The organism is Streptomyces sp. 135 (assembly GCF_020026305.1).
Classification (GTDB): domain Bacteria; phylum Actinomycetota; class Actinomycetes; order Streptomycetales; family Streptomycetaceae; genus Streptomyces.
This window is the reverse complement of sequence record NZ_CP075691.1, coordinates 4,396,040-4,422,967: the sequence shown is the minus strand read 5'-3', so window position 1 is coordinate 4,422,967 and position 26,928 is coordinate 4,396,040. Positions and strand designations below refer to the sequence as shown.

General features: G+C 70.5%; 23 protein-coding genes and 1 tRNA gene. 13 read left to right on the top strand and 11 right to left on the bottom strand.

From position 1 onward, the window contains the following. Positions 1–3: 3 nt before the first annotated feature. Both KKZ08_RS19910 and KKZ08_RS19905 read right to left on the bottom strand, forming a co-directional pair. Positions 4–597 carry a TetR/AcrR family transcriptional regulator gene (locus KKZ08_RS19910; protein ID WP_223775737.1) on the bottom strand — a complete coding sequence of 198 codons (594 nt, stop codon included), beginning with the start codon at positions 595–597 and terminating at the stop codon, positions 4–6. Next, positions 594–2,105 carry a 3-hydroxyacyl-CoA dehydrogenase gene (locus KKZ08_RS19905; protein ID WP_223775736.1) on the bottom strand — a complete coding sequence of 504 codons (1,512 nt, stop codon included), beginning with the start codon at positions 2,103–2,105 and terminating at the stop codon, positions 594–596. Before KKZ08_RS19905 ends, KKZ08_RS19910 begins: the two co-directional genes overlap by 4 nt. A 241-nt stretch (positions 2,106–2,346) precedes the next feature. On the opposite strand from KKZ08_RS19905, the gene paaN reads away from it, so the two are divergent. Continuing rightward, the gene (gene paaN, locus KKZ08_RS19900) at positions 2,347–4,038 is read left to right on the top strand and encodes a phenylacetic acid degradation protein PaaN (protein ID WP_223775735.1); all 1,692 of its coding nucleotides are present in this window, start codon (positions 2,347–2,349) and stop codon (positions 4,036–4,038) included. Positions 4,039–4,065: 27 nt separating this feature from the next. On the opposite strand, the gene KKZ08_RS19895 is transcribed toward paaN, so the two are convergent. From KKZ08_RS19895 to KKZ08_RS19885, 3 genes are read right to left on the bottom strand one after another with little or no spacing between them, the layout of a single operon-like run. Further along, a complete protein-coding gene (locus KKZ08_RS19895; protein ID WP_223775734.1) occupies positions 4,066–4,845 on the bottom strand; it encodes a TrmH family RNA methyltransferase in 780 nt (259 codons plus the stop codon). A 25-nt stretch (positions 4,846–4,870) separates the two neighbouring features. Further along, on the bottom strand, positions 4,871–6,163 hold the full coding sequence (locus KKZ08_RS19890) for an HTTM domain-containing protein (RefSeq protein WP_223775733.1): 1,293 nt from the start codon (positions 6,161–6,163) through the stop codon (positions 4,871–4,873). Beyond that, positions 6,160–7,032, bottom strand: coding sequence for a DUF5819 family protein (locus KKZ08_RS19885; protein WP_223779120.1), 873 nt, complete (start codon positions 7,030–7,032; stop codon positions 6,160–6,162). The genes KKZ08_RS19890 and KKZ08_RS19885 overlap by 4 nt, the downstream gene beginning before the upstream one ends. Positions 7,033–7,272: 240 nt before the next feature. Between KKZ08_RS19885 and paaA the strand changes: the two genes are divergently transcribed. The 6 genes from paaA to KKZ08_RS19855 all read left to right on the top strand — a co-directional run bounded on the left by paaA (position 7,273) and on the right by KKZ08_RS19855 (position 12,233). After that, positions 7,273–8,346, top strand: coding sequence for a 1,2-phenylacetyl-CoA epoxidase subunit PaaA (paaA, locus tag KKZ08_RS19880; protein WP_223775732.1), 1,074 nt, complete (start codon positions 7,273–7,275; stop codon positions 8,344–8,346). Further along, on the top strand, positions 8,343–8,633 hold the full coding sequence (gene paaB / locus KKZ08_RS19875) for a 1,2-phenylacetyl-CoA epoxidase subunit PaaB (protein ID WP_223775731.1): 291 nt from the start codon (positions 8,343–8,345) through the stop codon (positions 8,631–8,633). The genes paaA and paaB overlap by 4 nt, the downstream gene beginning before the upstream one ends. Further along, complete coding sequence (paaC, locus tag KKZ08_RS19870; protein ID WP_223775730.1) at positions 8,630–9,370, top strand: 1,2-phenylacetyl-CoA epoxidase subunit PaaC; 741 nt, start codon at positions 8,630–8,632, stop codon at positions 9,368–9,370. Before paaB ends, paaC begins: the two co-directional genes overlap by 4 nt. Beyond that, positions 9,364–9,864: a 1,2-phenylacetyl-CoA epoxidase subunit PaaD gene (gene paaD, locus KKZ08_RS19865; protein WP_223775729.1), complete on the top strand. Its 501-nt coding sequence runs from the start codon at positions 9,364–9,366 to the stop codon at positions 9,862–9,864. Before paaC ends, paaD begins: the two co-directional genes overlap by 7 nt. Further along, entirely contained in the window at positions 9,864–10,943 is a 1,080-nt protein-coding gene (locus KKZ08_RS19860; protein ID WP_223775728.1) for a 2Fe-2S iron-sulfur cluster-binding protein, read from the top strand. The genes paaD and KKZ08_RS19860 overlap by 1 nt, the downstream gene beginning before the upstream one ends. Before the next feature lie 156 nt (positions 10,944–11,099). After that, the gene (locus KKZ08_RS19855; RefSeq protein ID WP_223775727.1) at positions 11,100–12,233 is read left to right on the top strand and encodes an acyl-CoA dehydrogenase family protein; all 1,134 of its coding nucleotides are present in this window, start codon (positions 11,100–11,102) and stop codon (positions 12,231–12,233) included. Positions 12,234–12,288: 55 nt separating this feature from the next. On the opposite strand, the gene KKZ08_RS19850 is transcribed toward KKZ08_RS19855, so the two are convergent. The 4 genes from KKZ08_RS19850 to KKZ08_RS19835 form a co-directional block, all read right to left on the bottom strand. Continuing rightward, positions 12,289–12,618, bottom strand: coding sequence for a rhodanese-like domain-containing protein (locus KKZ08_RS19850; protein ID WP_223779119.1), 330 nt, complete (start codon positions 12,616–12,618; stop codon positions 12,289–12,291). Positions 12,619–12,704: 86 nt separating this feature from the next. Then, positions 12,705–13,448: a hypothetical protein gene (locus tag KKZ08_RS19845; protein WP_223779118.1), complete on the bottom strand. Its 744-nt coding sequence runs from the start codon at positions 13,446–13,448 to the stop codon at positions 12,705–12,707. Between the two features lie 291 nt (positions 13,449–13,739). Then, entirely contained in the window at positions 13,740–15,218 is a 1,479-nt protein-coding gene (locus tag KKZ08_RS19840) for a DUF2252 domain-containing protein (RefSeq protein WP_223775726.1), read from the bottom strand. A gap of 212 nt (positions 15,219–15,430) precedes the next feature. Beyond that, positions 15,431–15,517: transfer RNA gene (locus KKZ08_RS19835), tRNA-Leu, on the bottom strand. Positions 15,518–16,122: 605 nt separating this feature from the next. Here KKZ08_RS19835 and KKZ08_RS19830 point away from each other — a divergent pair. The 6 genes from KKZ08_RS19830 (at position 16,123) to pknB (ending at position 24,850) form a co-directional block, all read left to right on the top strand. Continuing rightward, positions 16,123–17,019, top strand: coding sequence for a DUF3662 and FHA domain-containing protein (locus KKZ08_RS19830; protein ID WP_223775725.1), 897 nt, complete (start codon positions 16,123–16,125; stop codon positions 17,017–17,019). Positions 17,020–17,029: 10 nt separating this feature from the next. Next, positions 17,030–17,545 (top strand): FHA domain-containing protein, encoded by a 516-nt coding sequence (locus KKZ08_RS19825; RefSeq protein ID WP_127909422.1) that lies wholly within the window; start codon positions 17,030–17,032, stop codon positions 17,543–17,545. A gap of 131 nt (positions 17,546–17,676) precedes the next feature. Then, on the top strand, positions 17,677–19,242 hold the full coding sequence (locus KKZ08_RS19820; protein ID WP_223775724.1) for a Stp1/IreP family PP2C-type Ser/Thr phosphatase: 1,566 nt from the start codon (positions 17,677–17,679) through the stop codon (positions 19,240–19,242). A gap of 26 nt (positions 19,243–19,268) precedes the next feature. Next, a complete protein-coding gene (locus KKZ08_RS19815; RefSeq protein ID WP_223775723.1) occupies positions 19,269–20,708 on the top strand; it encodes an FtsW/RodA/SpoVE family cell cycle protein in 1,440 nt (479 codons plus the stop codon). 444 nt (positions 20,709–21,152) lie between these two features. Beyond that, positions 21,153–22,616, top strand: coding sequence for a penicillin-binding protein 2 (locus KKZ08_RS19810; protein ID WP_223775722.1), 1,464 nt, complete (start codon positions 21,153–21,155; stop codon positions 22,614–22,616). 167 nt (positions 22,617–22,783) lie between these two features. Beyond that, positions 22,784–24,850 (top strand): Stk1 family PASTA domain-containing Ser/Thr kinase, encoded by a 2,067-nt coding sequence (gene pknB, locus KKZ08_RS19805; RefSeq protein WP_223775721.1) that lies wholly within the window; start codon positions 22,784–22,786, stop codon positions 24,848–24,850. 100 nt (positions 24,851–24,950) lie between these two features. Here the strand turns inward: pknB and KKZ08_RS19800 are convergent, their stop codons facing one another. Both KKZ08_RS19800 and KKZ08_RS19795 read right to left on the bottom strand, forming a co-directional pair. Next, complete coding sequence (locus KKZ08_RS19800) at positions 24,951–25,688, bottom strand: class E sortase (protein WP_223775720.1); 738 nt, start codon at positions 25,686–25,688, stop codon at positions 24,951–24,953. Between the two features lie 24 nt (positions 25,689–25,712). After that, positions 25,713–26,909 carry a class E sortase gene (locus tag KKZ08_RS19795; protein ID WP_223779117.1) on the bottom strand — a complete coding sequence of 399 codons (1,197 nt, stop codon included), beginning with the start codon at positions 26,907–26,909 and terminating at the stop codon, positions 25,713–25,715. Positions 26,910–26,928 lie beyond the last annotated feature (19 nt).

The window sequence follows — 26,928 nt, the reverse complement described above, 5'->3', positions numbered from 1 at the left end:
CGCTCAGCGGTCGGTGCGCAGCCCCGCGAAGGCCAGCTGCACGACGGCGTCGGCGATCTGCGAGCCGTTGGCCGCGCCCCGGATCTCCGGGCGGTACCACTCCACGATGGAGTTGATCATCCCGAAGAGCAGCCGGGTGGCGAGGCGCAGCTCGACGTCGGAGCGCAGGTCGCCGTCCGCGACGGCCTCCTTGAGCAGCTCGGCAACCTGCTGGTCGAACTCCCTGCGCCGCTCCAGGGCCCACCGTTCGGTGTCCGTGTTGCCGCGCACCCGCAGCAGCAGCGTCACGTAGGGCAGCTCGGCGACCAGGACCTCCACCGTGCGGCGCGTGACGTACTCCAGGCGCGCCACGGCGCTGCCCACGCGCGCGTGCTCCTCGGCGAGGATCCCGAAGAGGCCGTCGATCGCCCGGCTCACCGCGCGGCGCAGCAGCTCCTCCTTGCCCGTCACGTGGTGGTAGATCGACGACTTGGAGATGCCGGCCGCCTTGGAGAGGTGCTCCATGGACGTGCCGTCGTAGCCGCGCTCGTTGAAGACCCGCACGGCGACGCCCAGCAGCGTCTCGGGGGTGTACGTGTCCCGTCGGGCGGTGGTCATGAGTACTCCTCTCGCACGGCCTGGCGCCGCAGTGCCTGGGAGGGCGCGTAACGCCCGGTGGGGTACTCGCCGTGCAGAAGGTCCAGCGCCTCGGCCACGCGGTACGCGGTGAGGCGGCGGCCCCATTCGACCGGGCCGAGCGGGTAGTTGACGCCAAGGCGCATGGCGGTGTCGACGTCCTCGGCGCCCGCCACCTCGCGCCCCACGGCGTCCAGGGCGAAGTCCACGAGCATCCACACCGTGCGGGCGACGATCATTCCCGGAGCGGGGCCGATGACGCTGACCTTCTTGCCGAGCGCCTGGAAGAGACCGATCGCCTCCTTGAGGGCCGGTTCGCCCACCCGGCTCGACGGGGCCAGGGCGATGCGCGTCGCCGCCCGGTAGTCGAGCGCGAGATCGAAGTGGATCGTGGGCTCCGCCGCGGCGTCGGGGGACATCCCGTCGGCCAGTTCGAGCCGTGCGCCTCCGGGCAGCTCGATGGAGCCGGGGTAGCTAGGGGTGTCCTTCCCGTGCCCGACCCGGATGCCGGCTTCCCGCATGAGGCCGAGCAGACCGTCCGCCGCGAAGAGGTCCCCGTGGACGGTGACGGACTCCGGAGCCCGCTCGGGCCCGGCGGTGTGCGGCTCCGCGCGCGGGGCGCCGTCCCCGTACGCGTACCAGCCCTGGCCCGATTTGCGGCCGAGACGGCGTGACTCGACGAGCCGGCGCTGCGCGAGCGAGGGCGTGAACTTGGGGTCCTGGAAGAACGACTCCCACACCGAGCGCGTGACCGCTTCGTTGACGTCCTGGCCGATGAGGTCGGTGAGTTCGAAGGGGCCCATCTTGAAGCCGCCGCACTCGCGCAGCACCGCGTCGATGGTGGCCGGGTCGGCGACCCGCTCCTCGTACAGGCGCAGGGCCTCGGCGTAGAAGGGCCTGGCCACACGGTTGACGATGAAGCCCGGGGTGTCCGCGCAGCGCACGGGTGTCTTGCCCCAGGCCTTCGCGGTCTCGTACGCGCGCGTGGCCGCCCGCTCGTCGGTCGCGAAGCCGCTGACCACCTCCACGAGGGGGAGCAGCGGCGCCGGGTTGAAGAAGTGCAGGCCCACGAAGCGGCCCGGCGCGCGCAGGGCGCCCGCGATGGCGGTCACGGAGAGGGAGGAGGTGTTGGTGGCCAGCAGACAGTCCTCGGCGACGACGCCTTCCAGGTCCTGGAACAGCCGCTGCTTGACGTCCAGTTGCTCCAGCACCGCCTCGACGACGAGGCCGCAACCGGCCAGCTCGGCGAGGCTCTCGGCGGGCGTGAGCCGGGCGGCCGCGGCCGCGCGGTCCTCGGCCGTGAGCCTGCCCTTCTCGACGAGCCGGTCCAGGCGGGCGCCGATCGCGTCGGCCGCGTCCTTGGCCCTGCCGGGGGCCGCGTCGTACAGCCGCACGGGGTGGCCGGCCACCAGGGCGACCTGTGCGATGCCCTGCCCCATGGTTCCGGTGCCGACCACGGCAACGGCGCTGCTGAGCTCGAGTGCTGTCATGTTCGCGATCCTCCCGCACGGTCCGTCGGCCGACGGGTCCGGGGTGGTGGTCCCGGAGGGTTCGGGGTGGTGGCCCCCGAGGGTTCTGAGTGGCCGCGGAGAAGTTGTCCACAGGTTTGGCGGACCCTCTTGTCCCGACCGATCGTTCGGTTACTCTAGCTCTGTCAGCCAGTCCCTGCCCACTGTTCCCGCCCACTCGCCAGCTCGATGGAGAGCTGACCGACGAGGAGTTGGTCCTGTCATGGCCGCCGAACTCACCGCGCACCAGCTGATCGCCAAGCACCGGCCCACCCTCGACCAGGCGCTGGAGACGATCCGGACGCGCGCCTACTGGTCCCCGCACCCCGAGCACCCGAAGGCGTACGGGGAGGACGGCAGCCTGAGCCTGCCCGAGGGCAAAGCCGCCTTCGACGCCCTCCGGGGCACCCGCTTCGACCTGGACCAGCCCGGCACGGACGACTGGGTGGGCGGGGAAGTCTCGCCGTACGGCCCGGAGTTGGGGATCACGTATCCCCACCCCGACATCGACACCCTGCTGCCCGCCATGCGCGCCGGGATGCGCGCCTGGCGCGACGCGGGCGCGGAAGCGCGGGCGATGGTCAGCCTGGAGATCCTGGCCCGGATCAGCGCCCGTACGCACGAGTTCGCGCACGCGGTCATGCACACCAGCGGCCAGGCCTTCATGATGGCCTTCCAGGCGGGTGGCCCGCACGCCCAGGACCGCGGCCTGGAAGCGATCGCGTATGCCTACGTCGAGCAGGCCCGCACCCCCGACACGGCCGAGTGGCACAAGCCCCAGGGCAAGCGTGACCCTCTCGCGATGACCAAGCGGTTCACGCCGGTGGCGCGCGGCCTCTCGCTCCTGATCGGCTGCAACACCTTCCCGACGTGGAACGGCTACCCGGGCCTCTTCGCCTCGCTCGCGACCGGCAACCCCGTCCTGGTCAAGCCCCACCCGCGCGCGGTGCTCCCCCTCGCGCTCACGGTGCGGATCGCCCGCGAGGTCCTCGCGGAGGCCGGCTTCGACCCGAACCTGGTCTGCCTGGCCGCCGAGCGGCCCGGCGAGGGCATCGCCAAGACGCTCGCCGTGCGCCCCGAGATCAAGATCATCGACTACACGGGCTCGTCGTCCTTCGGCGACTGGCTGGAGACCAACGCCCGCCAGGCGCAGGTCTACACGGAAAAGGCCGGGGTCAACACCGTCCTCGTCGACTCGACGGACGACTACAAGGGAATGCTGGCCAACCTCGCCTTCTCCCTGTCCCTCTACAGCGGCCAGATGTGCACCACCCCGCAGAACCTCCTCATCCCGCGTGACGGCATCCGTACGGACGCCGGAGCCAAGTCGTACGACGAGGTGGTGGCCGACCTCGCCGCTTCGGTGAACGGCCTGCTCGGCGACGACGCCCGGGCGAACGGCATCCTGGGCGCGCTGGTCAACCCCGACGTGCGGAGCCGCCTGGACGCCGCCGCCGGGCTCGGCGAGGTGGCTCTGCCGTCACGGCAGATCACGAATCCCGAATTTCCCGACGCCGTGGTGCGTACTCCGGTGATCGTCAAGCTGGACGGTGCGAAGCCGGACGCCGAGGCGGCGTACCTCAGCGAGTGCTTCGGCCCCGTCTCCTTCGCGGTCGCGGTCGACTCGGCGGCGGACGCGGTGGAGCTGCTGCGCCGCACGGTGCGTGAGAAGGGAGCGATGACCGTCGGGGCGTACACCACCTCGGAAGAGGTCTCCGCGGCCGTCGAGGAGACCTGCCTGGAGGAGTGCGCCCAGCTGTCCCTGAACCTCACGGGCGGCGTCTATGTGAACCAGACGGCGGCGTTCTCGGACTTCCACGGCTCGGGCGGCAACCCCGCGGCGAACGCCGCGCTGTGCGACGGCGCGTTCGTCGCCAACCGCTTCCGCGTGGTGGAGATCCGCAAGGACGCGTGACCCGCGCGCGGGACGGGCTCGGCGGGTTCAGGCCTCCAGGCCCGGAGGCCTGCCCGCCGACCAGTGGAAGAGCGCCATGCCGACGCTCGTCGCCAGGTTGTAGCTGGAGACCTGCGGCCGCATCGGCAGGGACACCAGGTGATCGGCCCGTTCGCGCAGGGCGGCCGACAGACCGCTGCGCTCGGACCCGAAGGCGAGCACGGCATCGTCCGGGAGCTCCAGCCCCCGGATGTCCACGCCCTCCGCGTCGAGCGCGAACACCGGCCCCGGCGGCAGCTCGGCGGCCTCCATCCGCTCCACGGCCGTCGCGAAGTGCAGGCCGGCCCCGCCGCGTACGACCGTGGGGTGCCAGGGGTCGAGCGTCCCGGTCGTGACCACACCGGTCGCGCCGAACCCGGCGGCGAGCCGGATCACCGCCCCGGCGTTGCCGAGATTGCGGGGGTCGTCGAGCACCACGACCGGCGCGGGCCTCGGCATGCGCGCCAGCGCTTCGAGGTTGGCCGCCCGCGAGGGACGTACCGCCAAGGCGGCCATCGCGGTGGGGTGCAGACGGGGCACCAGCGCGCGCAGCCGCTCCTCGGGGACCTCCACCAGAAGCGCGTCCAGCGCGGCCCTCACATCGGGCGCCAGTTCGTCAGCGAGGGCGAGCGCACCGGCCCGGTCGACGGTCAGCGCGACCGGCACCCGCGCGTCGAACCGCAGCGCGTGCTTGATCGCATGGAAGCCGTCGAGCAGCACGGAGGTGTCGGCGAGCCCGCGCCAGGCGCGCACGGCACCGTCAGGACCCGCAGCGTCCGTCCTGGTCATGCGGGGCCCGCCGCATCCGTCCTGTTCATGGAGTGAAGCCTACGCGCGCGTGACCGGCGGCTTTCCCGTCCCGCTGCGCGTCCGTGGGGGTCCGCGGCAGAGGGCCCCTGCGCGTCAGACGGGCGAGCGCCGGACGGGCGCGCGGCACACGGGAAACCACCGCTCCACGCGCGCGTGCCGCCCACCCGCCCAGGCGCAGCAGGAACGACGTCGGCAGGAAGACCGCGTCGGCCGCGATCATCGCCAGTGAGAAGAACGGCAGCCCGAGGACGACGGCGATCACGGCGTGCTCGAAGATCATCGCCGCCAGCAGGACGTTCTTCACCCGGCGGTTGATGAGGGTGAAGGGGAAGGCCACCTGCACGGCGACCGTCCCGTACGTCACCAGCATCAGCATCACGCCGTTGGACGACAGCAGGTCCGAGAGGGCGGGCCACGGGGAGAAGTAGTCGAGGTTCAGCGGGTAGTACACGGCCGTGCCGTCCTGCCAGCGACTGCCCTGGATCTTGTACCAGCCCGCGGTGGCGTAGATCAGGCAGGCCTCGACCATGATCAGGAGAAGGCCCGCGTTGTGGACGATGTTGGCGAGGACGTCGAGCAGCTTGCGCAGCTCGCCGTGCGGGGCGCGGCGGCCCACCGCCCCCCACAGGCCGTGTGCGAGCCACAGCCCCCAGAAGATCAGCAGCCACCCGCCGCTGAGCTCCCCCATGAAGGTCACGACGGACAGGGCGAGCCCGAGCACCCACCACAGCACGGGCCCGACCCGGTCGACGCCCCAGCCGGCGGCCTGGCCGACCGCCTGGCCGACCTCCTGGCCGACCGCCCTGCCCGCTTCCGCACGCGCGCGTGCCGCACGCCGCGCGTCCAGCGACCAGACCTGGCCGCACCGGGTCAGCACCAGATAGGTCGCCATGAGATGGATGACGTTGTCGCCGCCGTCGCCGATGAAGATGCTGCGGTTCTGGAGCGACAGCACACCGATCATGAACAGCACGGACATCGTGCGCGTGCGCCAGCCGAGCATCAGCAGGGCGCTGCTCAGCATCGCCAGCGCGTAGACGACCTCGAACCAGAGCCGCCCGTCCGACCACATCAGGACCGTGAAGGCGTGGTTGCCCGAGATGAGCTGCCGGGCCATGTCCCAGTCCCAGGGGCCGTCCGGCCCGTACATCTCGTGGCGGTGGGGGAATTCCCGCAGCAGGAAGAGCAGCCAGGTGGCGGCGAAACCTATGCGGACCACCGCGGTCTGGTACGGGCCGAGGGCGGCTCCCGTGGCCTTGTTGACCCCCCGCACCAGCGGGCGTTCGATACGGGTCACCGGGCAGTCCCCTCGGCGTTCGGACGCGGACCGCTTCCCGAACCGTTCTCCGAACCGTCTGACGAGGTGCTTCCCGACCCGTTCTTCGAGCCGTTCTCCGAGGTGTCTCCCGAGGCGAGCGGCAGGTCGTCGGGCGTCACGGACCACCAGGGGAGCAGCCGGTGGACCGGCTTGGGGGAGACCTTCTCCTCGCTCCACTTGGGCGGCCGCACGTTCGTGGTCCTGGAGCGCAGCTGTACGCGCACGATCTCGTCGCCCTTGCCGCCGGGCCGCTCCCGTTCGAGCCGCATGTACGCGATGCGGCGGATGTAGCGCTCGGACAGCTGGCCCCGCAGGCCGACGGGACGATTCTGCGCGTCGTGCGAGCCGGCGTAGAAGTCCCAGGCGCGCCGCAGCTCGTTCTGCTGCGTGTGGCTGGGCAGCAGGTTGCCGTCGATGTCGGCGCCGTCCCGCGCGGAGAGGTCGTACCAGTCGGTCGTCCGCACCCCCCCGTCGGCCGTACGGAGCTCCGCCCGGGCCTGCACCGCGATGTTCTGCTGGAGGGGGTTGGGCGCGAAGAGCTTCCAGTTCTGCTCGAACTCGGGGTAGATCCACGCGTCAACCGCGTCGCCGTGCCGCTTGGTCAGGGTGTTCGAGGGAGCCACATGGAGGAAGAGCATCCCCACGTGGACGCATGCGGCCACGGCGACGAGCACGAGGACGCAGGCCGCGGCGATCTGGTAGCCGAGCTTCAGTCCGGCGATGCCGGGGGGTGGAGGGGTGGGCGCCGCTGCCGGGGCGGGCGGCGCGGCAGCCGGGTGCCGGGCGTGGCCGCCGGGTCGGGCGGCAAGGCGGGCCTGGCCCTGAGGCCTGCGGGCGGGGCCCGGCAGGCTCCCTGGGCTCCCCGCCCGTGCCCTTGTCGTTCCCGTCCATTCCGCCCCGTTCCCCGATCCCGCTCGAACCCTGCCGCCGGAACGGTACTCAGGCCCGCCCGCCGCGCACAGCGTTCGCGAAGTTATCCACAGGGTTGACACCTTATGGCGCCGCGCCGCACCATTGAATCCAACGAACCGAACGATCGGTCGGTCGGTTCGCTCAGGTCGAGTTCGCTCAGGTCGAGGGGGACCGAGATGGCGACAGCAGCCGCACACAGGGCGGCGAGGACGGAGCCGGTCGAAGCGACGTCCTCGGCCGAGCAGCAGGCCGCCTTCGACGAGGCGGTCGCCGCCGACGAGCGCATCGAGCCGCGCGACTGGATGCCGGACGCCTATCGCGCGTCCTTGGTCCGGCAGATCGCGCAGCACGCCCACTCCGAGATCATCGGCATGCAGCCGGAGGCGAACTGGATCACGCGCGCCCCCTCCCTGCGGCGCAAGGCGATCCTCATGGCCAAGGTGCAGGACGAGGCGGGCCACGGCCTGTATCTCTACAGCGCCGCCGAGACGCTCGGCACCAGCCGCGACGAGCTGCTCGACAAGCTGCACTCGGGCCGCCAGAAGTACTCGTCGATCTTCAATTACCCCACGCTGACCTGGGCGGACGTCGGCGCGATCGGCTGGCTCGTGGACGGCGCCGCGATCACCAACCAGGTCCCCCTCTGCCGCTGTTCATACGGCCCCTATGCCCGCGCGATGGTCCGCGTCTGCAAGGAGGAGTCCTTCCACCAGCGCCAGGGGTACGAGTCCTTGCTCGCCCTCAGCCGCGGCACCCGGGCGCAGCACGAGATGGCGCAGGACGCGGTGAACCGCTGGTGGTGGCCCTCGCTGATGATGTTCGGGCCGCCCGACGACGAGTCCTCGCACTCCGAGCAGTCGATGACATGGAAGATCAAGCGCCACTCGAACGACGAGCTGCGCCAGCGCTTCGTGGACATCTGCGTCCCCCAGGCCGAGTCGCTCGGCCTGACACTCCCCGACCCGGACCTGGTGTGGAACGAGGCGCGGGGCCACTACGACTTCGGCCCCATCGACTGGACGGAGTTCTGGGACGTCCTCAAGGGGAACGGCCCCTGCAACGACCAGCGCATCACCCAGCGCAGGCGCGCCCACGAGGAGGGTGCCTGGGTCCGGGAGGCCGCGGCGGCCTACGCCGTGAAGCAAGCGGCCGCGCCCCGCACGGACAGCCCGCACGCCGGCGACACCGCACGACAGGGCACCGCCGCACGACAGGGCACCGCCGCACAGCACGGAGAGGCGACAGCATGAGCAGCTCGACCGACTGGCCGCTGTGGGAGGTCTTCGTCCGCTCCCGCCGCGGGCTCTCCCACACCCACGCCGGCAGCCTGCACGCGCCCGACGCGGAGATGGCCCTGCGCAACGCCCGCGACCTCTACACCCGCAGGAGCGAAGGCGTCTCCCTCTGGGTCGTGCCCTCCGCCGCGATCACCGCCTCCTCGCCGGACGAGAAGGACTCCTTCTTCGAGCCGGCCGGTGACAAGCCCTACCGCCACCCGACGTTCTACGAGATCCCGGAGGGGGTGAAGCACCTGTGACCGCCACACCCACCCCCGCCGCCACGTCGACGCGGGCCCAGCCCGCCCTCGCCCTGGGGGACGACGCCCTGGTGCTCTCGCACCGCCTGGGGGAGTGGGCGGGACACGCCCCCGTCCTCGAAGAGGAGGTCGCCCTCGCGAACATCGCCCTCGACCTGCTCGGCCAGGCCCGCGTCCTGCTCTCCCTGGCCGGCGACGAGGACGAGCTGGCATACCTCCGCGAGGAGCGCGCCTTCCGCAACCTCCAACTGGTCGAGCAGCCGAACGGCGACTTCGCACACACCATCGCCCGCCAGCTCTACTTCTCCACCTACCAGACCCTGCTGTACGGCCAGTTGGCCGCCGGAGACGGCGAGTTCGCGCCCCTGGCGGCGAAGGCCGTCAAGGAGGTCGCCTACCACCAGGACCACGCCGAGCAGTGGACGCTGCGGCTCGGCGACGGGACGGCAGAGAGCCACGAGCGCATGCAGCGCGGACTCGACGCGCTGTGGCGCTTCACCGGCGAGATGTTCCAGCCGGTGGACGGCCTGGACGTCGACTGCCAGGCACTGCGGGACGGTTGGACGGCCTCGGTGACCGCCGTCATCGAGCGGGCCACCCTGACCGTGCCGGACGGGCCGCAGGTCGGTGCGTGGACGGCGGGCGCCGGACGCCAGGGCCTGCACACCGAACCGTTCGGACGCATGATCGCCGAGATGCAGCATCTGCACCGCAGCCATCCGGGGGCGTCATGGTGACGACCTCGCCCAGCGCCCTGGAGGCGGAGCTCCTGGCCCTCGCGGGCTCGGTCCCCGACCCGGAGCTGCCGGTGCTCACCCTGGCCGACCTCGGTGTGGTGCGCGGCGTGCGGCTCCTCGCTCCCGGCAAGGTCGACGTCGAGCTGACCCCCACGTACACCGGCTGCCCGGCGATCGAGGCCATGACCTCCGACATAGAGCAGGTGCTGTACGAGCACGGCATGGCCGAGGTCTCGGTGCGCACGGTGCTCTCCCCCGCCTGGTCGACGGACGACATCAGCGCCGAAGGCCGCCGCAAGCTCGCCGAGTTCGGCATCGCGCCGCCGCGCTCCCACCCGGCGGACGGCCCGGTCCCCCTGAGCCTGACGATCCGCTGCCCGCACTGCGGCTCGACCGACACGGAGCTGCTGAGCCGCTTCTCCTCCACGGCCTGCAAGGCGTTGCGCCGCTGCGCCTCCTGCCGTGAACCCTTCGATCACTTCAAGGAGTTGTGATGGCCCGCTTCCACCCGCTCCGGGTAGCGGCGGTCGACCGGCTCACCGACGACTCCGTGACGCTGACCTTCGACGTGCCGCCCGCCCTGCGCGAGGAATACCGCTTCGCCCCGGGCCAGCACCTGGCCATACGCCGCTTCGCCGACGGCACCGAGATCCGGCGTACGTACTCGATCTGCTCCCCCGCCCCGCGCCCCGACGCCGCGGACGAGCCCCGGACGCTGCGGGTCGGGGTGCGCCTCGTCGAGGACGGCGCCTTCTCGACGTACGCCTTCAAGGAGCTGGCCATAGGCGACGAGCTGGAGGTGATGACTCCGGCCGGCCGTTTCACCCTGGAGCCCGCGCCCGGACGCTACGCGGCGGTGGTCGGCGGCAGCGGGATCACCCCGGTGCTCTCCATCGTCACGACGCTCCTGGAGCGCGAACCGCTGGCCGACTTCTGCCTCATCCGCAGTGACCGCACCGCCGCCTCGACGATGTTCCTGGAGGAGGTCGCCGACCTCAAGGACCGCTGGCCTGACCGGTTCCAGCTGGTGACCGTCCTCTCCCGCGAGGAGCAGCAGGCTGGCCTCGACTCCGGACGTCTCGACGAGGAGCGGCTCACCCGGCTCCTGCCGGCGTTGCTGCCCGTGGCGGAGGTCGATGGCTGGTTCCTGTGCGGCCCGTTCGGCCTTGTGCAGGGCGCGGAGCGGACCCTGCGCGCCCTGGGGGTGCCCCGTGGGCGCATCCACGAGGAGATCTTCCACGTGGACGGCGGTGTGGCCACCGCGGCCCAGGCCCCGACCCCGACGGCCACGGTCTCGGACAGCACGGTGACGGCCACCCTCGACGGCCGCTCGGGCACCTGGCCCGTCCTGGACGGCGAGACGCTGCTGGAGACGGTCCTGCGCAACCGCGCGGACGCGCCCTACGCCTGCAAGGGCGGGGTGTGCGGGACCTGCCGCGCCTTCCGGGTCTCGGGCGAGGTCCGGATGGACCGGAACTTCGCGCTGGAACCGGAGGAGACGGAAGCCGGCTATGTACTGGCGTGCCAGTCGCGCCCGGTCACGGCCACGGTGGAGCTGGACTTCGACCGCTGACCGCACGTCCCCAACCGCCGGACGCCCCGTCCCCACCCCCGCCTCACCCGCGCCTCTCCCTACCCCTCCCTGCCCCTCTCTGTTCCCTTCCTCTAGAACCTGTTCTATCTTGACGCCCCGTCAGGTACGCGGGACCGGTGCACGGGAGGACAGGCAGTGGACTTCACCTTCACCGAGGAACAGCAGGCCGTGGTCGAGACGGCCAAGGCGCTCTTCGCCGACGTCGTACCGGACGGGGTGCCGAGCCCGGCACTCACGCCCGGCGCCGTCGCCGAGGACTTCGACCGCGCCCTGTGGTCCAGGCTGGCCGACGCCGACCTCCTCGGCCTGCTCGTCGGCACCGAGCATGACGGCGTGGGCCTCGACGCCATCGCCCTGTGCCTGGTGCTCCGCGAGTCCGCGAAGGTCCTCGCACGGGTCCCACTGCTGGAGAACAGCGCCGCCGTATGGGCCGTACAGACGTACGGCGGCGATGATGTGAAGCAGCGGGTTCTCCCCCGAGCCGTGCGCGGAGAACTCGTCCTGACCGTCGCCGCCACCGGCCGCACCGGCCACGACCCGGCCGAACTGGCCGTCACCGCGCGGCGCGACGACGGCGCCTGGCTCCTCGACGGGCTGCACACGGCCGTCCCCTGGGCGCAGAACGCCGACCTGGTCGTCATCCCCACCCACACACCCGACGGGCGCACCATCCTCGCCCTCGTCCCGCGCGACCACGACGGCCTCACCCTCGCCGAGCAGTACTCCACCAGCGGAGAGCGCCTCGCCGAGCTGCGCCTGGAGGGCGTCCGCGTCGCCGCGTCCGACGTCATCGAGGCCGACGGCGCCTGGGACCGGCTCCGCGACCTGCTCACCACCGGCGCCTGCGCGCTCGCCCTGGGCCTCGGCGAGGGCGTCCTGCGTATGACCGCTGAATACACCGGCAGGCGCGAGCAGTTCGGCCACCCCGTGGCCACGTTCCAGGCCGTGGCCGTGCAGGCCGCCGACCGCTATATCGACCTGCGCGCCATGGAGGTCACCCTCTGGCAGGCCGCCTGGCGCGTCAGCACCGGCGCGGACGGCGCCCTGCCCACCACCGCGGACGTGTCCGTCGCCAAGATCTGGGCGTCCGACGGCGTACGAAGGGTCGTGCAGACGGCCCAGCACCTGCACGGCGGTTTCGGCGCCGACACCGATTACCCCCTGCACCGCTACCACGCCTGGGCCAAGCAGCTGGAGCTCTCCCTCGGCCCGGCAGCGGCACACGAGGAGACCCTGGGCGATCTGCTGGCCACCCACGCGCTCGGCTGAGGCGGCTCAGGCAGCTCGGCGCAGACGGGTAAGCCCATACGCCGCGGGCGCGGTCTCAGATGACGGAGCCCGGCTCGCCCTTGTCGTCGACGACGGGGCGGCCCGCGGCGGCCCAGGCCTCCATGCCACCGGCGACGTTCACCGCGTCGATGCCCTGCTGCCCGAGGTACATCGCGACCTGGGCGGAGCGACCGCCGAACCGGCAGATGACGTTGACCTTGCCGTCCTGCGGCGCGGCCTCGGTCAACTCGCCGTAGCGGGAGACGAATTCACTCATCGGAATGTGCAGCGCACCCGCCGCGTGGCCCGCCTGCCACTCGTCGTCCTCCCGGACGTCCAGCAGAAAGTCGCCGCTCGTGAGGTCTTCGACGCCGACCGTGGGCACATGAGTTCCGAAAGCCATGTCCCCGACGCTACCCGACCCGCGCCCGCCCGCGGACGCGACCGGCGCGACCGAGGCGCCCGGCGCGACTAGGCGGTCAGCCGCTCCAGCTCGGCCTCGCGCTCGGCGACCTGCGCGAGCAGCTGCTCGGCGATCTCGTCGAGGAGCGTGTCCGGGTCGTCGGGCGCGAGGCGCAGCATGCCGCCGATCGCGCTCTCCTCCAGCTCCTTGGCGAGGACCGTGAGGAGTTCCTTGCGCTGGGCGAGCCATTCGAGCCTCGCGTACAGCTCCTCGCTGCGGGTGAGCCGCTGCTCCTCGGGCACCGGCCCCGCGGCCCACTCCTCGGAGAGCTCCCGCAGCAGCGCCTCGTCCCCGCGGGCGTACGCGGCGTTGACACGCGTGATGAACTCCTCGCGCCGCTGCCGCTCGCCCTCTTCCTGCGCCAGGTCCGGGTGGGCCTTGCGGGCCAGCTCGCGGTAGAGCTTGCGGGCCTCCTCGCCGGGCCGCACCCGCTGCGGGGGCCGCACCGACTGATCGGTCAGCATCGCGGCGGCCTCGGGGTAGAGCCCCTCGTCGTCCATCCAGCCGTGGAACAGTTCCTCGACGCCCGGCATCGGCATCACCCGCGCCCGCGCCTCTTCCGCCTTGCGCACGTCCTCGGGGTCGCCGGTGCGGGCCGCGGTGGCCTCGGCGATCCGCGCGTCCAGTTCGTCGAGGCGCGCGTACATCGGGCCGAGCTTCTGGTGGTGCAGCCGGGAGAAGTTCTCGACCTCCACCCGGAAGGTCTCCAACGCGATCTCGTACTCGATCAGCGCCTGCTCGGCGGCGCGCACGGCCCTCTCGAGGCGCTCCTCGGGCCGCGCGACCGGCTCCTCACGAGGCGCTTCGCCCTCGCCCGCTCCTTGTGACCGCGCCCTGAGCCGCTCCTTCAGCTGGTCCTTGAGCCGCCCCTCGGAGCCCGGTCGCCGCGCCCCCTCGCCGGGGGTCTCAGGAGACGCGGAGGCCTCAGAAGACACGGGGGTCTCAGGGGACTCGGGCTGCGTCGGCTCGGCTTCCGGGATCGTCACTCGTCCAGCGTAGGGCACCCGGCGCCCCGCCCCGGAAGTACACCGCGAGCACGTCCGTCACACCCCCGCCTCGGCGGCTATCCGCCCCTCCTTGACCGCCCGCACCAGCAGCGCGTGATCCGCCTCCGTACGGTCCGCGTACGCCGTCGCGAACCGTGCCATCGCCTCGTCCAGCTCGTCGCTCTTGCCGCAGTACCCCGCTATGAGACGTGGGTCGGCGCTGTGCGCGTGGGCACGGGCCAGCAGGGCGCCGGTCATGCGGCCGTAGTCGTCGAGCTGGTCGGGGCTCAGCGCCGCCGGGTCCACGCTGCCCTTGCGGTTCCTGAACTGGCGTACCTGGAAGGGCCGTCCGTCCACCGTCGTCCACCCGAGGAGGAAGTCGCTGACGACCTGCATCCGCTTCTGACCGGACACCACCCGCCGCCCCTCGTGCGCGGTGTCGGGCACCTTGAAGCCCGCCCCGGGCAGATGCGGCAGCAGGGCGGAGGGCCGCACCTCCTTGACCTGGAGCACCAGCGGCTCGCCCCGGTGGTCGAGCAGCAGCACCACATACGACCGCAGGCCGACGCTGCCCGTGCCCACCACGCGGAATGCCACGTCCTGGATCGCGTACCGCCCGAGCAGCGGCAGCCGGTCCTCGGTGAGCGTCTCCCGGTACTCCCCGAGGGAAGCGGCCACGGCGGCCGCTTCCGCGTCCGGTACGCGGCGCAGCACGGGCGGGGTGTCGACGAAGCGCCGACCCTCGGAACCGTCACCGCCCTCGACCCGCTCCGTCGACTTCGCGGCGAACCGGGCGCTCGTGTTCTGCCGGGCCTTCTCGGAGACGCGCTCCAGCGTGCCGAGGAGGTCACGCGCGTCCGTGTGCGAGACCAGTGCCTCGTCCGCGATGGCGTTCCACGCGTCCAGCGCCGGGAGCTTCGCGAGCAGCCGCATGGTGCGGCGATAGGCTCCGACGGCGTCCAGTGCGGCGACCGCGCAGACGTCCTCGCCGGCCCCGGCCTCGCGCCCCGCGAGGACCAGGGAGGTGACCAGCCGCTTGAGGTCCCACTCCCAGGGGCCGTGCACCGTCTCGTCGAAGTCGTTGAGGTCGATGACGAGGCCGCCGCGCGCGTCCCCGTAGAGCCCGAAGTTCGCCGCGTGCGCGTCCCCGCAGATCTGGGCGCCGATACCGGTCAGCGGGGCACGCGCGAGGTCGTACGCCATGAGTCCCGCGGAACCCCGCAGGAACGCGAAGGGAGAGGCGGCCATCCTGCCCACCCGGATCGGCGCGAGCTCCGGGAGCCTGCTGCGGTTCGACTCCTCGACGGCGGCCACGGGGTCAGGGCGTCCGACGCCCTCCTCGAACTGCGCGTGCGCGGAGCGGGCGACCCGCTTACGCAGCGCCTTGCCCTCGTCCTTGGGAGATCCCTGCGCGGGCCAGGCCGCGAACCCCGGCACCCTCGGCAGCCGCCCGTCCGGCGCCGCGTCCCGCCCCCGGCCGCCTCGCTGTCCGGGAACCGCGCCCCCGAACCCCTCGCCCCTGCTCAGCTCCGCCATGCCCATCGCCCCCGCCGAAACCCGCCCGACCAACGACCCTGGCCTCGAAGGTACCGCCGCTCGTCGACGCCCGTCAGAGCCTGTGGATAACTTCGGTGACATACATCACTGCCCCGCACCGGGCAGCGACCAAGTCGATCTCGGACCGGCGACGGACACAGAAAGAAGCGGTCCTCCTCCGGACTTTCATCCGGAGGAGAACCGCTTCCTCATGGTGCGCGAGGGGGGAGTTGAACCCCCACGCCCTTTCGGGCACTGGAACCTGAATCCAGCGCGTCTGCCTATTCCGCCACCCGCGCATGGGTGTTGTCTTTGGGTCTCTCACTGTGTGGTGCGAGCGCCTGCCGACATCCAGAAGATTAGCACGCTGCGGAGGGTGGATTCACATCCGTATTCGGCGGGCACCTGCCCAGGGATCCGCCCCTCACCGACGCGCGCCACCGTCCCCGCTCCCACCCCGCCCCGCGTCCGAACCCCGCGCCCGCACCCCCGCTCGCACCCCCAGGCTCCACACCACGCCCGACCCGCACTCAACCCCCGCCCGCCCCCGGACACCCCGAACACCCGTCCACACCCCACCCACGCCCCACCCGCGCCGCCCCGCTCCCCGCCGAGCCGCCGAGGTCGGCAGCCAGGTGCGGGACACTGGATTGGGACCCCCTCTACGATCCCTGGTAAGAGGAGTCTTGAGCAGGCATTCCGAGCACCCACCCGGAAGGGTTTCCGGAACCGGAAGTCAGGGGCTCGTCAGGGGTCCTGGGAGGATCCCTGGGGCCTGGTGCGGGCATGCCTTGTGAGAGGCGACACTCGTCGACTGGGCGGACAGGGGGAACCAGCCGATTTCCCGGCGCGTGGATACGATCAGTAAGCAGTACCAGGATGACTACGACGGAGGAGGTGCCCCATGGGAGTCCTGAAGAAGTTCGAGCAGCGACTCGAAGGTCTGGTCAACGGCACCTTCGCCAAGGTGTTCAAGTCCGAGGTTCAGCCTGTCGAGATCGCCGGCGCCCTCCAGCGTGAGTGCGACAACAACGCGACGATCTGGAACCGCGAGCGGACCGTCGTCCCCAACGATTTCATCGTGGAGCTCAGCGCGCCCGACTTCGAGCGTCTGAGCCCCTACTCCGGGCAGCTCGGCGACGAGCTCTCCGGCATGGTGCGCGACTACGCCAAGCAGCAGCGCTACAGCTTCATGGGGCCCATCAAGGTCCACCTGGAGAAGGCCGAGGACCTCGACACCGGCCTGTACCGCGTCCGCAGCCGCACGCTCGCCTCCAGCAGCTCCCAGGCTCCCGAGCGGGCCGCGACGGGCCCCGGCCCCAGCGGCCCCGCGGCTCCCGGCCGCGGAGCGGGCGGCGGCTATGGCTATCCGCAGTCGCCTTCCTCCAGTTCCTCCGGGGCTCCCGGCGGGGCACCTCCCATGCCGGCGGCACCACCGCCCGGCGCCGGCCGCCCCGGCGGCCAGTCCCCGGCGGCGGCGAGACCTTCGGGCCCCGGCGCCGGTCCGCTTCCGGGCGCCCAGGTGCGGCGCTGGATCGAGATCAACGGCAACCGCCATCAGATCTCCCGCCCGACGCTGGTGCTGGGACGCAGCACCGACGCCGATGTGCGGATCGACGACCCCGGCGTCTCCCGCCGGCACTGTGAGATCCGGACCGGAACGCCCTCGACGATCCAGGATCTCGGGTCTACCAACGGCATCGTGGTAGACGGGCAGCACACCACCCGCGCTACGCTCCGCGACGGCTCGCGGATCGTCGTGGGCCAAACCACCATCGTTTACCGGCAAGCCGAAGGGTGAAGCGGGGGCAATGTCAGAGCTGACCCTGACGGTCATGCGGCTAGGTTTCCTAGCTGTTCTGTGGCTGTTCGTGATCGTGGCCGTCCAGGTCATCCGCAGCGACCTGTTCGGAACGCGCGTCACACAGCGCGGTTCGCGCCGCGAGCGGCCGCAACAGGCCGCCCGACAGCAGCAGGCCGCGCCTCCCCAGCAGCGCCAGCAGCAGGGCGGCGGTGGCCGCCAGCGCCGCGGCGCCCCCACCAAGCTGGTCGTCTCCGAGGGCATCCTCGCGGGCACGACGGTCGCGTTGCAGGGCCAGACCATCACGCTGGGCCGTGCGCACGATTCGACGATCGTGCTGGACGACGACTACGCCTCCAGCAGGCATGCCAGGATCTACCCGGACCGTGACGGCCAGTGGATCGTCGAGGATCTCGGGTCCACCAACGGCACGTATCTCGACCGGACCCGACTCACCACCCCGACGCCCGTTCCGCTGGGCGCGCCGATCCGCATCGGCAAGACCGTCATTGAGCTGCGGAAGTAGTGCTACATCATGAATGAGCGCGAGCGGAGCGAGCGAGCCGAAGCGGCTGTCCAGGCACTGGACGCCGGCGCGCTCCCGACCGGAGGGTGGGCACCGTGCGGATGTACCCGGAGCCGACGGGCGAGGTGCGCATGAGTCTCTCTCTGCGTTTCGCCGCCGGATCGCACAAGGGCATGATCCGGGAGGGGAACGAGGACTCCGGTTACGCCGGCCCCCGTCTCCTCGCCATCGCCGACGGCATGGGGGGCCAGGCGGCGGGCGAGGTGGCGAGTTCCGAGGTCATCTCGACGCTCGTCACGCTCGACGACGACGTCCCGGGCTCGGACATCCTGACGTCGCTCGGCACGGCCGTGCAGCGGGCCAACGACCAGCTGCGGCTGATGGTCGAGGAGGACCCCCAGCTGGAGGGCATGGGGACGACCCTGACCGCACTCCTGTGGACGGGGCAGCGCCTCGGTCTCGTACACGTCGGCGACTCGCGCGCGTACCTCCTGCGGGACGGCGTGCTCACGCAGATCACCCAGGACCACACCTGGGTGCAGCGCCTCGTCGACGAGGGCCGCATCACCGAGGAAGAGGCCACCACCCACCCGCAGCGCTCCCTGCTGATGCGCGCGCTGGGCAGCGGTGACCACGTGGAGCCGGACCTCTCCATCCGCGAGGTCCGCGCCGGCGACCGGTACCTGATCTGCTCGGACGGCCTCTCCGGAGTCGTATCGCACCAGACCATGGAGGACGCCCTCGCGTCCTACCAGGGCCCGCAGGAGACCGTGCAGGAGCTGATCCAGCTCGCGCTGCGCGGCGGCGGCCCCGACAACATCACGGTGATCGTCGCCGACGTCCTGGACATCGACAGCGGCGACACCCTCGCCGGTCAGCTGTCCGACACCCCCGTGGTGGTCGGCGCGGTCGCCGAGAACCAACTCCAGTCGCAGGACGACGGCGCCATGCAGACGCCCGCGGGCCGCGCCTCGGGCCTCGGCCGTCCGGTGCCGCCGCAGAGCCCCCACGGGCAGGGCGGCGGCTTCGGGCCCCCCGGAAGCGGCGACACCACGGGGTACGTCCCCGAGGGCAGCTTCGGGGCGTACGACGACGATGACTTCGTGAAGCCCGGCGGCCGCAAGTGGCTCAAGAGATCCCTCTACGTGGTGCTCGCGCTCGCCGTCATCGGCGGCGGTCTCTACGGCGGCTACCGCTGGACGCAGACCCAGTACTACGTGGGCACGAAGGACGAACACATCGCCCTCTACCGCGGCATCGACCAGGATCTCGCCTGGGTCAGCCTGTCGAAGGTGGAGAAGGACCACCCCGAGATCGAACTCAAGTACCTGCCGCCGTACCAGCGCAAGCAGGTCGAGGCCACCATCGCCGAGGGCAACCTCGACGAGGCCAGGAGCAAGATCCAGGAGCTGGGTCTCCAGGCCTCCGCGTGCAAGAAGGACGCCGAGCGCCGCGAGGTGGAGCGCGAGAACCGCCAGGAGAACGCCAAGCCCGGTGAGGGCGAGGCGGGCGGCACGACCGGCTTGACCAAGGCTCCGGGCGACGACCCCACCACGAACCCGTCGGACCCGGCCGACAAGAACGACAAGAACAGCACCACCGACAAGAACAAGTCCAAGACCGCACCGACTCCCACACCCGGCCCCAGCCTCTCCGAGGATGAGCAGAAGCTGGTCCCGCTGTGCGGTAAGCAGTAAGCAGCCGTTGGGGGCCTCTGCACGCCATGAGCAGTACTACACAAACGTCGACGATCGGCGCGATCGGAGCGCCGAGCCGGCGCAACACCGAACTCGCGCTGCTCGCTTTCGCGGTCGTCATCCCGTTGTTCGCCTACATGAATGTGGGACTCGCACTGACGGGCGAGGTGCCCACCGGCATGCTCGGGTACGGGATGGGGCTCGGCCTGCTTGCAGCCGTCGGCCACATCGTCGTACGCAAGTTCGCCGCGTACGCGGACCCGCTGTTGTTGCCGTTGGCCACGCTGCTCAACGGCCTCGGTCTGGTGATCATCTGGCGGCTGGACCAGTCTGAGCGGCTCCAACAGCTGGCGAAGGACCAGTACGGATCCTTCAGCCCCTCAGCTCCGAATCAGCTGATGTACTCGGCGATCGGTATCGCTCTGTTCGTCGGAGTGCTCCTGCTGATGAAGGACCACCGGGTTCTGCAGCGTTACACCTATATCTCAATGGTCAGCGCGCTCGTATTGTTGCTGCTTCCATTGGTCCCAGGCCTCGGCATGAATGTCTTCGGCGCCAAGATCTGGATCAGCGTCGGCGGTTTCTCCATCCAGCCCGGTGAGTTCGCGAAGATCGTTATTGCCGTCTTCTTTGCTGGTTACCTGATGGTGAAGCGGGATGCCCTGGCCCTGGCGTCACGTCGCTTCATGGGGCTCTACCTGCCTCGGGGTCGCGACCTCGGTCCGATCATCGTCGTTTGGGCGATGTCGATCCTCATCCTCGTCTTCGAGACCGACCTTGGTACGTCGCTGCTTTTCTTCGGAATGTTCGTCGTCATGCTGTACGTCGCCACAGAGCGTACGAGCTGGATCATCTTCGGTTTGTTGATGTCTGCAGTCGGCGCGGTTGGTGTGGCGAGCTTCGAGCCGCATGTGCAGAGCCGTGTGCAGGCTTGGTTGGATCCAATGCGTGAGTACATGCTCAGCCGCCAGGGTGTGCCTGGCCACTCCGAGCAAGCGATGCAGGCTCTTTGGTCCTTTGGTTCCGGCGGTGTGCTCGGTGCTGGTCTCGGGCAAGGCCACTCGGATCTGATCAAGTTTGCTGCCAACTCCGACTTCGTCCTCGCAACTTTCGGCGAGGAGATCGGACTCGCCGGAGTCATGGCGATCTTGTTGATTTACGGTCTGATCACGGAGCGCGGTCTTCGCACCGCGCTCGCTGCTCGTGATCCGTTCGGCAAGCTGCTCGCGGCTGGCCTGTCCGGTGCCTTCGCCATCCAAGTCTTCGTCGTCGCCGGAGGCGTCATGGGCTTGATCCCGCTGACAGGCATGACCATGCCCTTCCTCGCATATGGCGGTTCCTCCGTCATCGCCAACTGGGCCTTGGTCGGCATCCTGATGCGCATCAGCGACACCGCCAGAAGGCCCGCACCTTCACCAGCAGCCAGCCCCGATGCCGAGATGACCCAGATTGTCCGGCCAGAGTAAGACATCATCTCAGTGGGTGAGTCTTCGATGGCATCACGGCGAGGCTGTGATGCCATCTTCCGGTCTCCGCTCGTAGCGGCGGTGGAGGTGTCGGCCATCGGACAGCAAGGACATGGTCCGCTCGACGGCGACGCAGCGGTGCCGACCCAGCGGAATCAGGGCCTGGTTGTCATGGAGGTTCGCGGTGCCCTCGCCGACGTGCTCCTCCGCCCTACGGACGTTGCGGAGCTGTTGGGACCACCCGCTGAAACCGCTCCCACTGGTCTTTCGGCGCCACCGTTCGACCAACGCAGCAGTCGTCACACCAGGCTGCCGCAAGCACACCAACTGAGCTGACGTTTAGGCGCGGGCTGTCTCCCGCTCACTCATCGTGAAGCCATCGGCTGTAGTACTAGACTCCTCCGCACCTGGCCATGGTGATCGCAAGTCGAAGAGGTTCGGACCGTGAACAAGCCGCTACGCCGGATCGCTGTCTTTTGTGGTCTGCTGGTCCTCGCGCTGCTCATCCGCGACAACTGGCTTCAATACGTCGCAGCCAGCGACCTCGAGAGCGACAAGGCCAACCCCCGCGTCACCATCGAGCGCTACTCCCAGCCGCGCGGCGACATCATCGTGGACGGCAAGCCCATCACCGGCTCCAAGGCCACCCCGGGCAGCGACCTGAAGTACAAGCGGACCTGGAAGGACGGGCCCATGTGGGCCCCCGTCACCGGCTACTCCTCGCAGCGCATCGGTGCCAACCAGCTGGAGTACATCGACGACGGCATCCTCACCGGCAACGACGACCGGCTCTTCTTCCGCCGCACGCTCGACATGCTGACCGGCGAGAAGAAGGAGGGCGGCAATGTCGTCACCACTCTCAACGGCGCCGCGCAGAAGGCCGCGTACGAGGGCCTGAAGGGCCGCGGCAAGGGTGCCGTCGCCGCGATCGACCCGTCCACGGGCGCGATCCTCGCCCTCGCCTCCACCCCTTCGTACGACCCCGGTGACTTCGCGGGCAACACGAACGAAGAGGCCGAGAAGTTCATCGAGCTGGACAAGGACAAGGACAAGCCGCTGGTCAACCGCGCGCTGCGCGAGACCTACCCGCCCGGCTCCACCTTCAAGGTGGTCACGGCGGCGGCCGCCCTGGAGCACGGCCTGTACGACGACATCGACGGCAAGACGCGCTCGCCGCTGCCGTGGGTCATGCCGAACACCACCACCCCGCTGAAGAACGAGGGCGACCTCCCCTGCAAGAACGCCTCGCTGCGTGAGGCGCTGCGGGTCTCCTGCAACACCGTCTTCGGCAAGATCGGCTCCGATCTCGGCAAGGACAAGATGCTGGAGACGGCGAAGAAGTTCGGGTTCAACTCCGAGCAGTTCGTCCCGGTGCGCTCCAACGCCTCCAACTTCCCCGAGGACATGGACAAGCCGCAGACGGCGCTGTCCTCCATCGGCCAGTTCGAGACCGCCGCGACGCCGCTCCAGATGGCCATGGTCGCTTCCGCGATCGCCAACGACGGCACGCTCATGGAGCCGTACATGGTCAGCGAGCTCCAGGCGCGCAACCTCGACGTCGTCGAGAAGCACTCGCCCAAGGAGATGAGCGAGCCGCTCTCGAAGGAGAACGCCCAGAAGCTCCAGGAAATGATGGAGACGGTCGTCAAGACGGGTACGGGCACCCGGGCGCAGATCCCCGGCGTCACCGTCGGCGGCAAGACGGGTACGGCCCAGCACGGCGTCGCGAACAGCAAGAACCCGTACGCCTGGTTCATCTCGTACGCCAAGACGGACTCCGGGTCGCCGGTAGCCGTCGCCGTGGTCGTCGAGGACAGCGCCGCCGACCGGGGCGACATCTCCGGTGGCGGGCTCGCGGCGCCCATCGCCAAGGACGTCATGAAGGCAGTCATCGCCAGCAAGAAGTGACCCCTGTCACGGCCCCTCCACATCGGTGCACGTTGCGGTACCGGTCCGGTATCGGGTGACGGTCGAGGCCGGGTCACGCAAGTCGAGCCGGGTACGGTATGCCCGGACAGCACACCGCCGGACCACACAAGGTGCGGTCGGGACCGACGGAGAGGGCTGGATTAGCTATGGAAGAGCCGCGTCGCCTCGGCGGCCGGTACGAGTTGGGCCAGGTGCTCGGCCGTGGTGGGATGGCAGAGGTCTACCTCGCGCACGACACCCGCCTCGGCCGGACCGTGGCGGTGAAGACGCTGCGGGTGGATCTCGCCCGCGACCCGTCGTTCCAGGCCCGGTTCCGCCGTGAGGCCCAGTCGGCCGCCTCGCTCAACCACCCGGCGATCGTCGCGGTCTACGACACCGGTGAGGATTACGTCGACGGGGTCTCCATCCCGTACATCGTGATGGAGTACGTCGACGGCTCCACGCTGCGTGAGCTCCTGCACTCCGGCCGCAAGCTGCTGCCGGAGCGCGCCATGGAGATGACGATCGGCATCCTCCAGGCCCTGGAGTACTCCCACCGGAACGGCATCGTCCACCGCGACATCAAGCCCGCGAACGTCATGCTGACACGCAACGGCCAGGTCAAGGTGATGGACTTCGGCATCGCCCGCGCCATGGGCGAGTCCGGCATGACGATGACGCAGACGGCCGCGGTCATCGGCACGGCCCAGTACCTCTCGCCGGAGCAGGCCAAGGGCGAGCAGGTCGACGCGCGCTCCGACCTGTACTCGACCGGCTGTCTGCTCTATGAGCTCCTGACGGTCCGGCCGCCCTTCGTGGGCGACTCCCCGGTCGCGGTGGCCTATCAGCACGTGCGTGAGGAGCCGCAGGCCCCGAGCGTCTTCGACGGAGAGATCACTCCGGAGATGGACGCCATCGTCCTGAAGGCCCTCACCAAGGACCCCGACTACCGCTACCAGTCGGCCGACGAGATGCGCGCCGACATCGAGGCGTGCCTCGACGGCCAGCCGGTCGCGGCCACCGCCGCCATGGGCGCGGTCGGCTACGGCGGGACCGACGGCTACGGCGCCGACCAGCAGACCGCGATGCTGCACCCGCAGAACGGCGGCGGCCAGACGACGATGATGCCGCCGGTCGGCCCCGAGGGCGGATACGGATCGGACGAGGGCGGTCACGGCCGCCGCCAGAAGAAGAGCAACACGTCGACGTGGCTGCTCATCCTCGCGGGCGTCCTGGTCCTGGTGGGGGCGATCCTCATCGGGAAGGTCGCGTTCAGCGGGGACGGTGGCGGCGACGGCACGATCAAGGCGCCGAACTTCGTCGGCGACACGCTCGCCGAGGGCAAGGAGTCGGCCACCAACGCCGGCGTCGAGCTCAAGGTGGGCAAGCGCGAGCCGTGCGAGAAGTACCCCAAGGGCGAGATCTGCGCGCAGACCCCGGCCGCGGACACGGACATCGAGAAGGGCGACACGGTCACGGTGACCGTCTCGTCGGGCACCCCGAAGATCGCTGTGCCGGACGTGCAGGGTCTGACCTACGCGAAGGCCAAGGAACAACTCGCCGACAAGGGCTTCAAGAACGTCGAGAAGACGACACAGGAGTCCGACCAGACCCCGGGCATCGTCATCGCCCAGGACCCCAAGGGCGACACGGAGGCGGAGAAGAGCGAGACCATCACGCTCACCGTCGCCCAGGAGAAGAAGCAGGTCAGCGTCCCCGACGTGACCGGCCTCGACTACGCGGCCGCGGAGAAGCGGCTCAAGGAGAGCGGCTTCACCGCCACGCGGTCGGACGTCGCCTCCGATGAGGTCGACGAGGGCAAGGTCATCAAGACCACGCCCGCCGCCGGCACGCCCGCCGACCCGGGCTCCACGGTCACCGTCCAGGTCGCCAAGGCGCCCGAGGAATCCACCGTCCCGCCGCTGACCGGGCAGAAGCTGAAGGACGCCCGCAAGGCCATCGAGGACGCGGGGCTGTCCGTCGGGTCCATCACGGGGCCGCAGGACGACGACGCGCTCGTGGTCTTCTCCGATCCCACCGCGGGCACGAAGGCCGCCCCCGGCACGGCGGTCAACCTCACCACCGCGGGCGGCAACGGCAACGGCGGGAACGGCGGCGGTAACGGCAACGGCGGGAACGGCGGCGGAGACGACGGCGGTGGCTTCATCGGCGGCCTGTCGCAGCGTGACTCCCACCGCGACTCGCACTGGGGCTCGAACCGCGACGACGACTGATCCGGCTCGGCACACCGCATGAAGCAGAGCCCCGGTACCGCTCAGCGGTCCCGGGGCTCTGTCATGTCGATCCGCGGGGCGCCGGCGGACCGTCAGCGGATCACTTCAGTTCCGCCGGAGGCGTTCGCTGGTTGTCGACCTTCTCGATCCGCTCCAGCTTGCCCCACACCACGTAGCGGTAGTTCGAGGTGAAGACGGGCGTGCAGGTCGTCAGCGTGATGTAGCGGCCCGGCTTCTTCGCGCCGGACTCCTTGGGGATCGGGTCCAGGACCTTCACGTTGTACTTCGAGGTCGACGGCAGCGTCGCGTACACCTTGTAGACGTACCACTTGTCCCGCGACTCGTAGACGATCGCGTCGCCCTTCTTGATCTTGTCGATCTTGTGGAACTTCGCGCCGTGTCCGTCGCGGTGCGCGGCCAGCGTGAAGTTGCCCTTCTTGTCCTCGGGCAGGGCGGACTTGACCGGCTTCTTGTAGTAGCCGGCGACGCCGTCGTTCAGGAGCTTGCTGTCGGTGCCCGGCTTGACCAGGATCTCGCCGTTGCCCATCGCGGGTACGTGGAGGAAGCCGATGCCGCCCCTGGTGTCGACGCTGCCCGGACCGCCCGCCCAGCGGTCGCGCACCCTCTCGCCCTGCTTGTGCGCCTCGCGGTCGGCGACGACGTTCGTCCACCACAGGGAGTAGACGACGAAGAGCCCGAGCACGAGGCCCGCGGTGATCAGGAGTTCGCCGAAGACGCTGACCGCCGTGGCGATGGGGCCGCGGCCCCTGCGTCGTGGTGCGGGCGCCGGAGCGGGCGCCTCGGCCTGCTTCTCGTCGTCTTCGGTCGTGGCTGCCACTGGATCTGCCCCGTTCTCACACTGCTAGTCGACCAGCGCGCTCGGCTTGCCCTTGCTGCGCGGCCGTTCCTCGGCCATCTTGCCCCAGACGATCATTCGATACTTGCTCGTGAATTCCGGGGTACAGGTGGTCAGTGTGATGTAGCGGCCTGGTTTCGTGAAGCCGGAGCCCGGCGGGACCGGGCCGATGACGCTCGTGTTGCCGGGGTCCGTCTGCGGCAGGATGCTCGCCATCTTGTAGACGTAGTACTTGTCCCGCGTCTCCACGACGATGGGGTCGCCCGGCTCCAGGCGGTTGATGTAGCGGAACGGCTCGCCGTGGGTGTTGCGGTGGCCGGCCACCGCGAAGTTGCCCGTCCTGGCGTCCGGCATGGCGGTCTTGGTCGCGCCCTCGTTGTAGTGGCCGACCATGCCGCGGTCGAGCACCTTCTGCTTGTCGATGCCCTCGGCGACCGGCACGACGACGTCCAGCCGGGGGATGTGCAGGAGCGCGAAGCCCTGGCCGGGTTCGAAGGTCCCGGGCTTGCCCTTGCCCTTCGCCCACTCCTCCTGGAGGTCGTGGGCGGCGCCGTCCGCCTGCTGCTGGGCCCGGATGTTCGTCCACCACAGCTGGTAGGTGACGAACAGCAGCATCAAGACGCCCACGGTGATGAAGAGTTCGCCGAGCCCCCTGCTGATCGCCGCACCGGGCGAGGGCCTGCGGGCGCGCTCGGCACGGCGGGCCTCCAGCCGGGAGAGCGGAGTGCCGTCCGGCCGGGTCCGCGGGGTCTGGGTCTGTGCGGGCTGCCGGGTCTGCGCGGGGCGCGTGCCGCCCTTCTTGGCTGCCTTGCGGCGGGCGGCCCTGCCCCCGGTGGGACGGGGTTCCGCCGCACGGCGGGTGTCGGCGGTCCGCAGACCCACCGTCTCGTCGTCGGCTGTCGGCCCGGGGGCATAGGCGCCGTACAGCTGCTCGTACGTGGGTTCAGACGCCCCCTGCGGCCGCGCTTGCTGCCGCGGCTGCTGCTGCCGCTGCTGCGGGAGGCCCTGGGGCTGCGGCGCCGCCTGCCGCTGCTCCTGCGGGAGGCGCTGGGGCTGCGGCGCCTGCTGACGCTCCTGTGCGGGGCTCTGCGGCTGTTGCGGCAGCTGCGGCCCCGCCGACGTGCTGCGGAACCACGGCGAGGGGTGCTGGCCCGGCAGTGGATCGGTCAGCGGGTCGGCCAGGTGATCGACCGCTTCCTCCAGAGCCGCGGTCTCGTCCGGG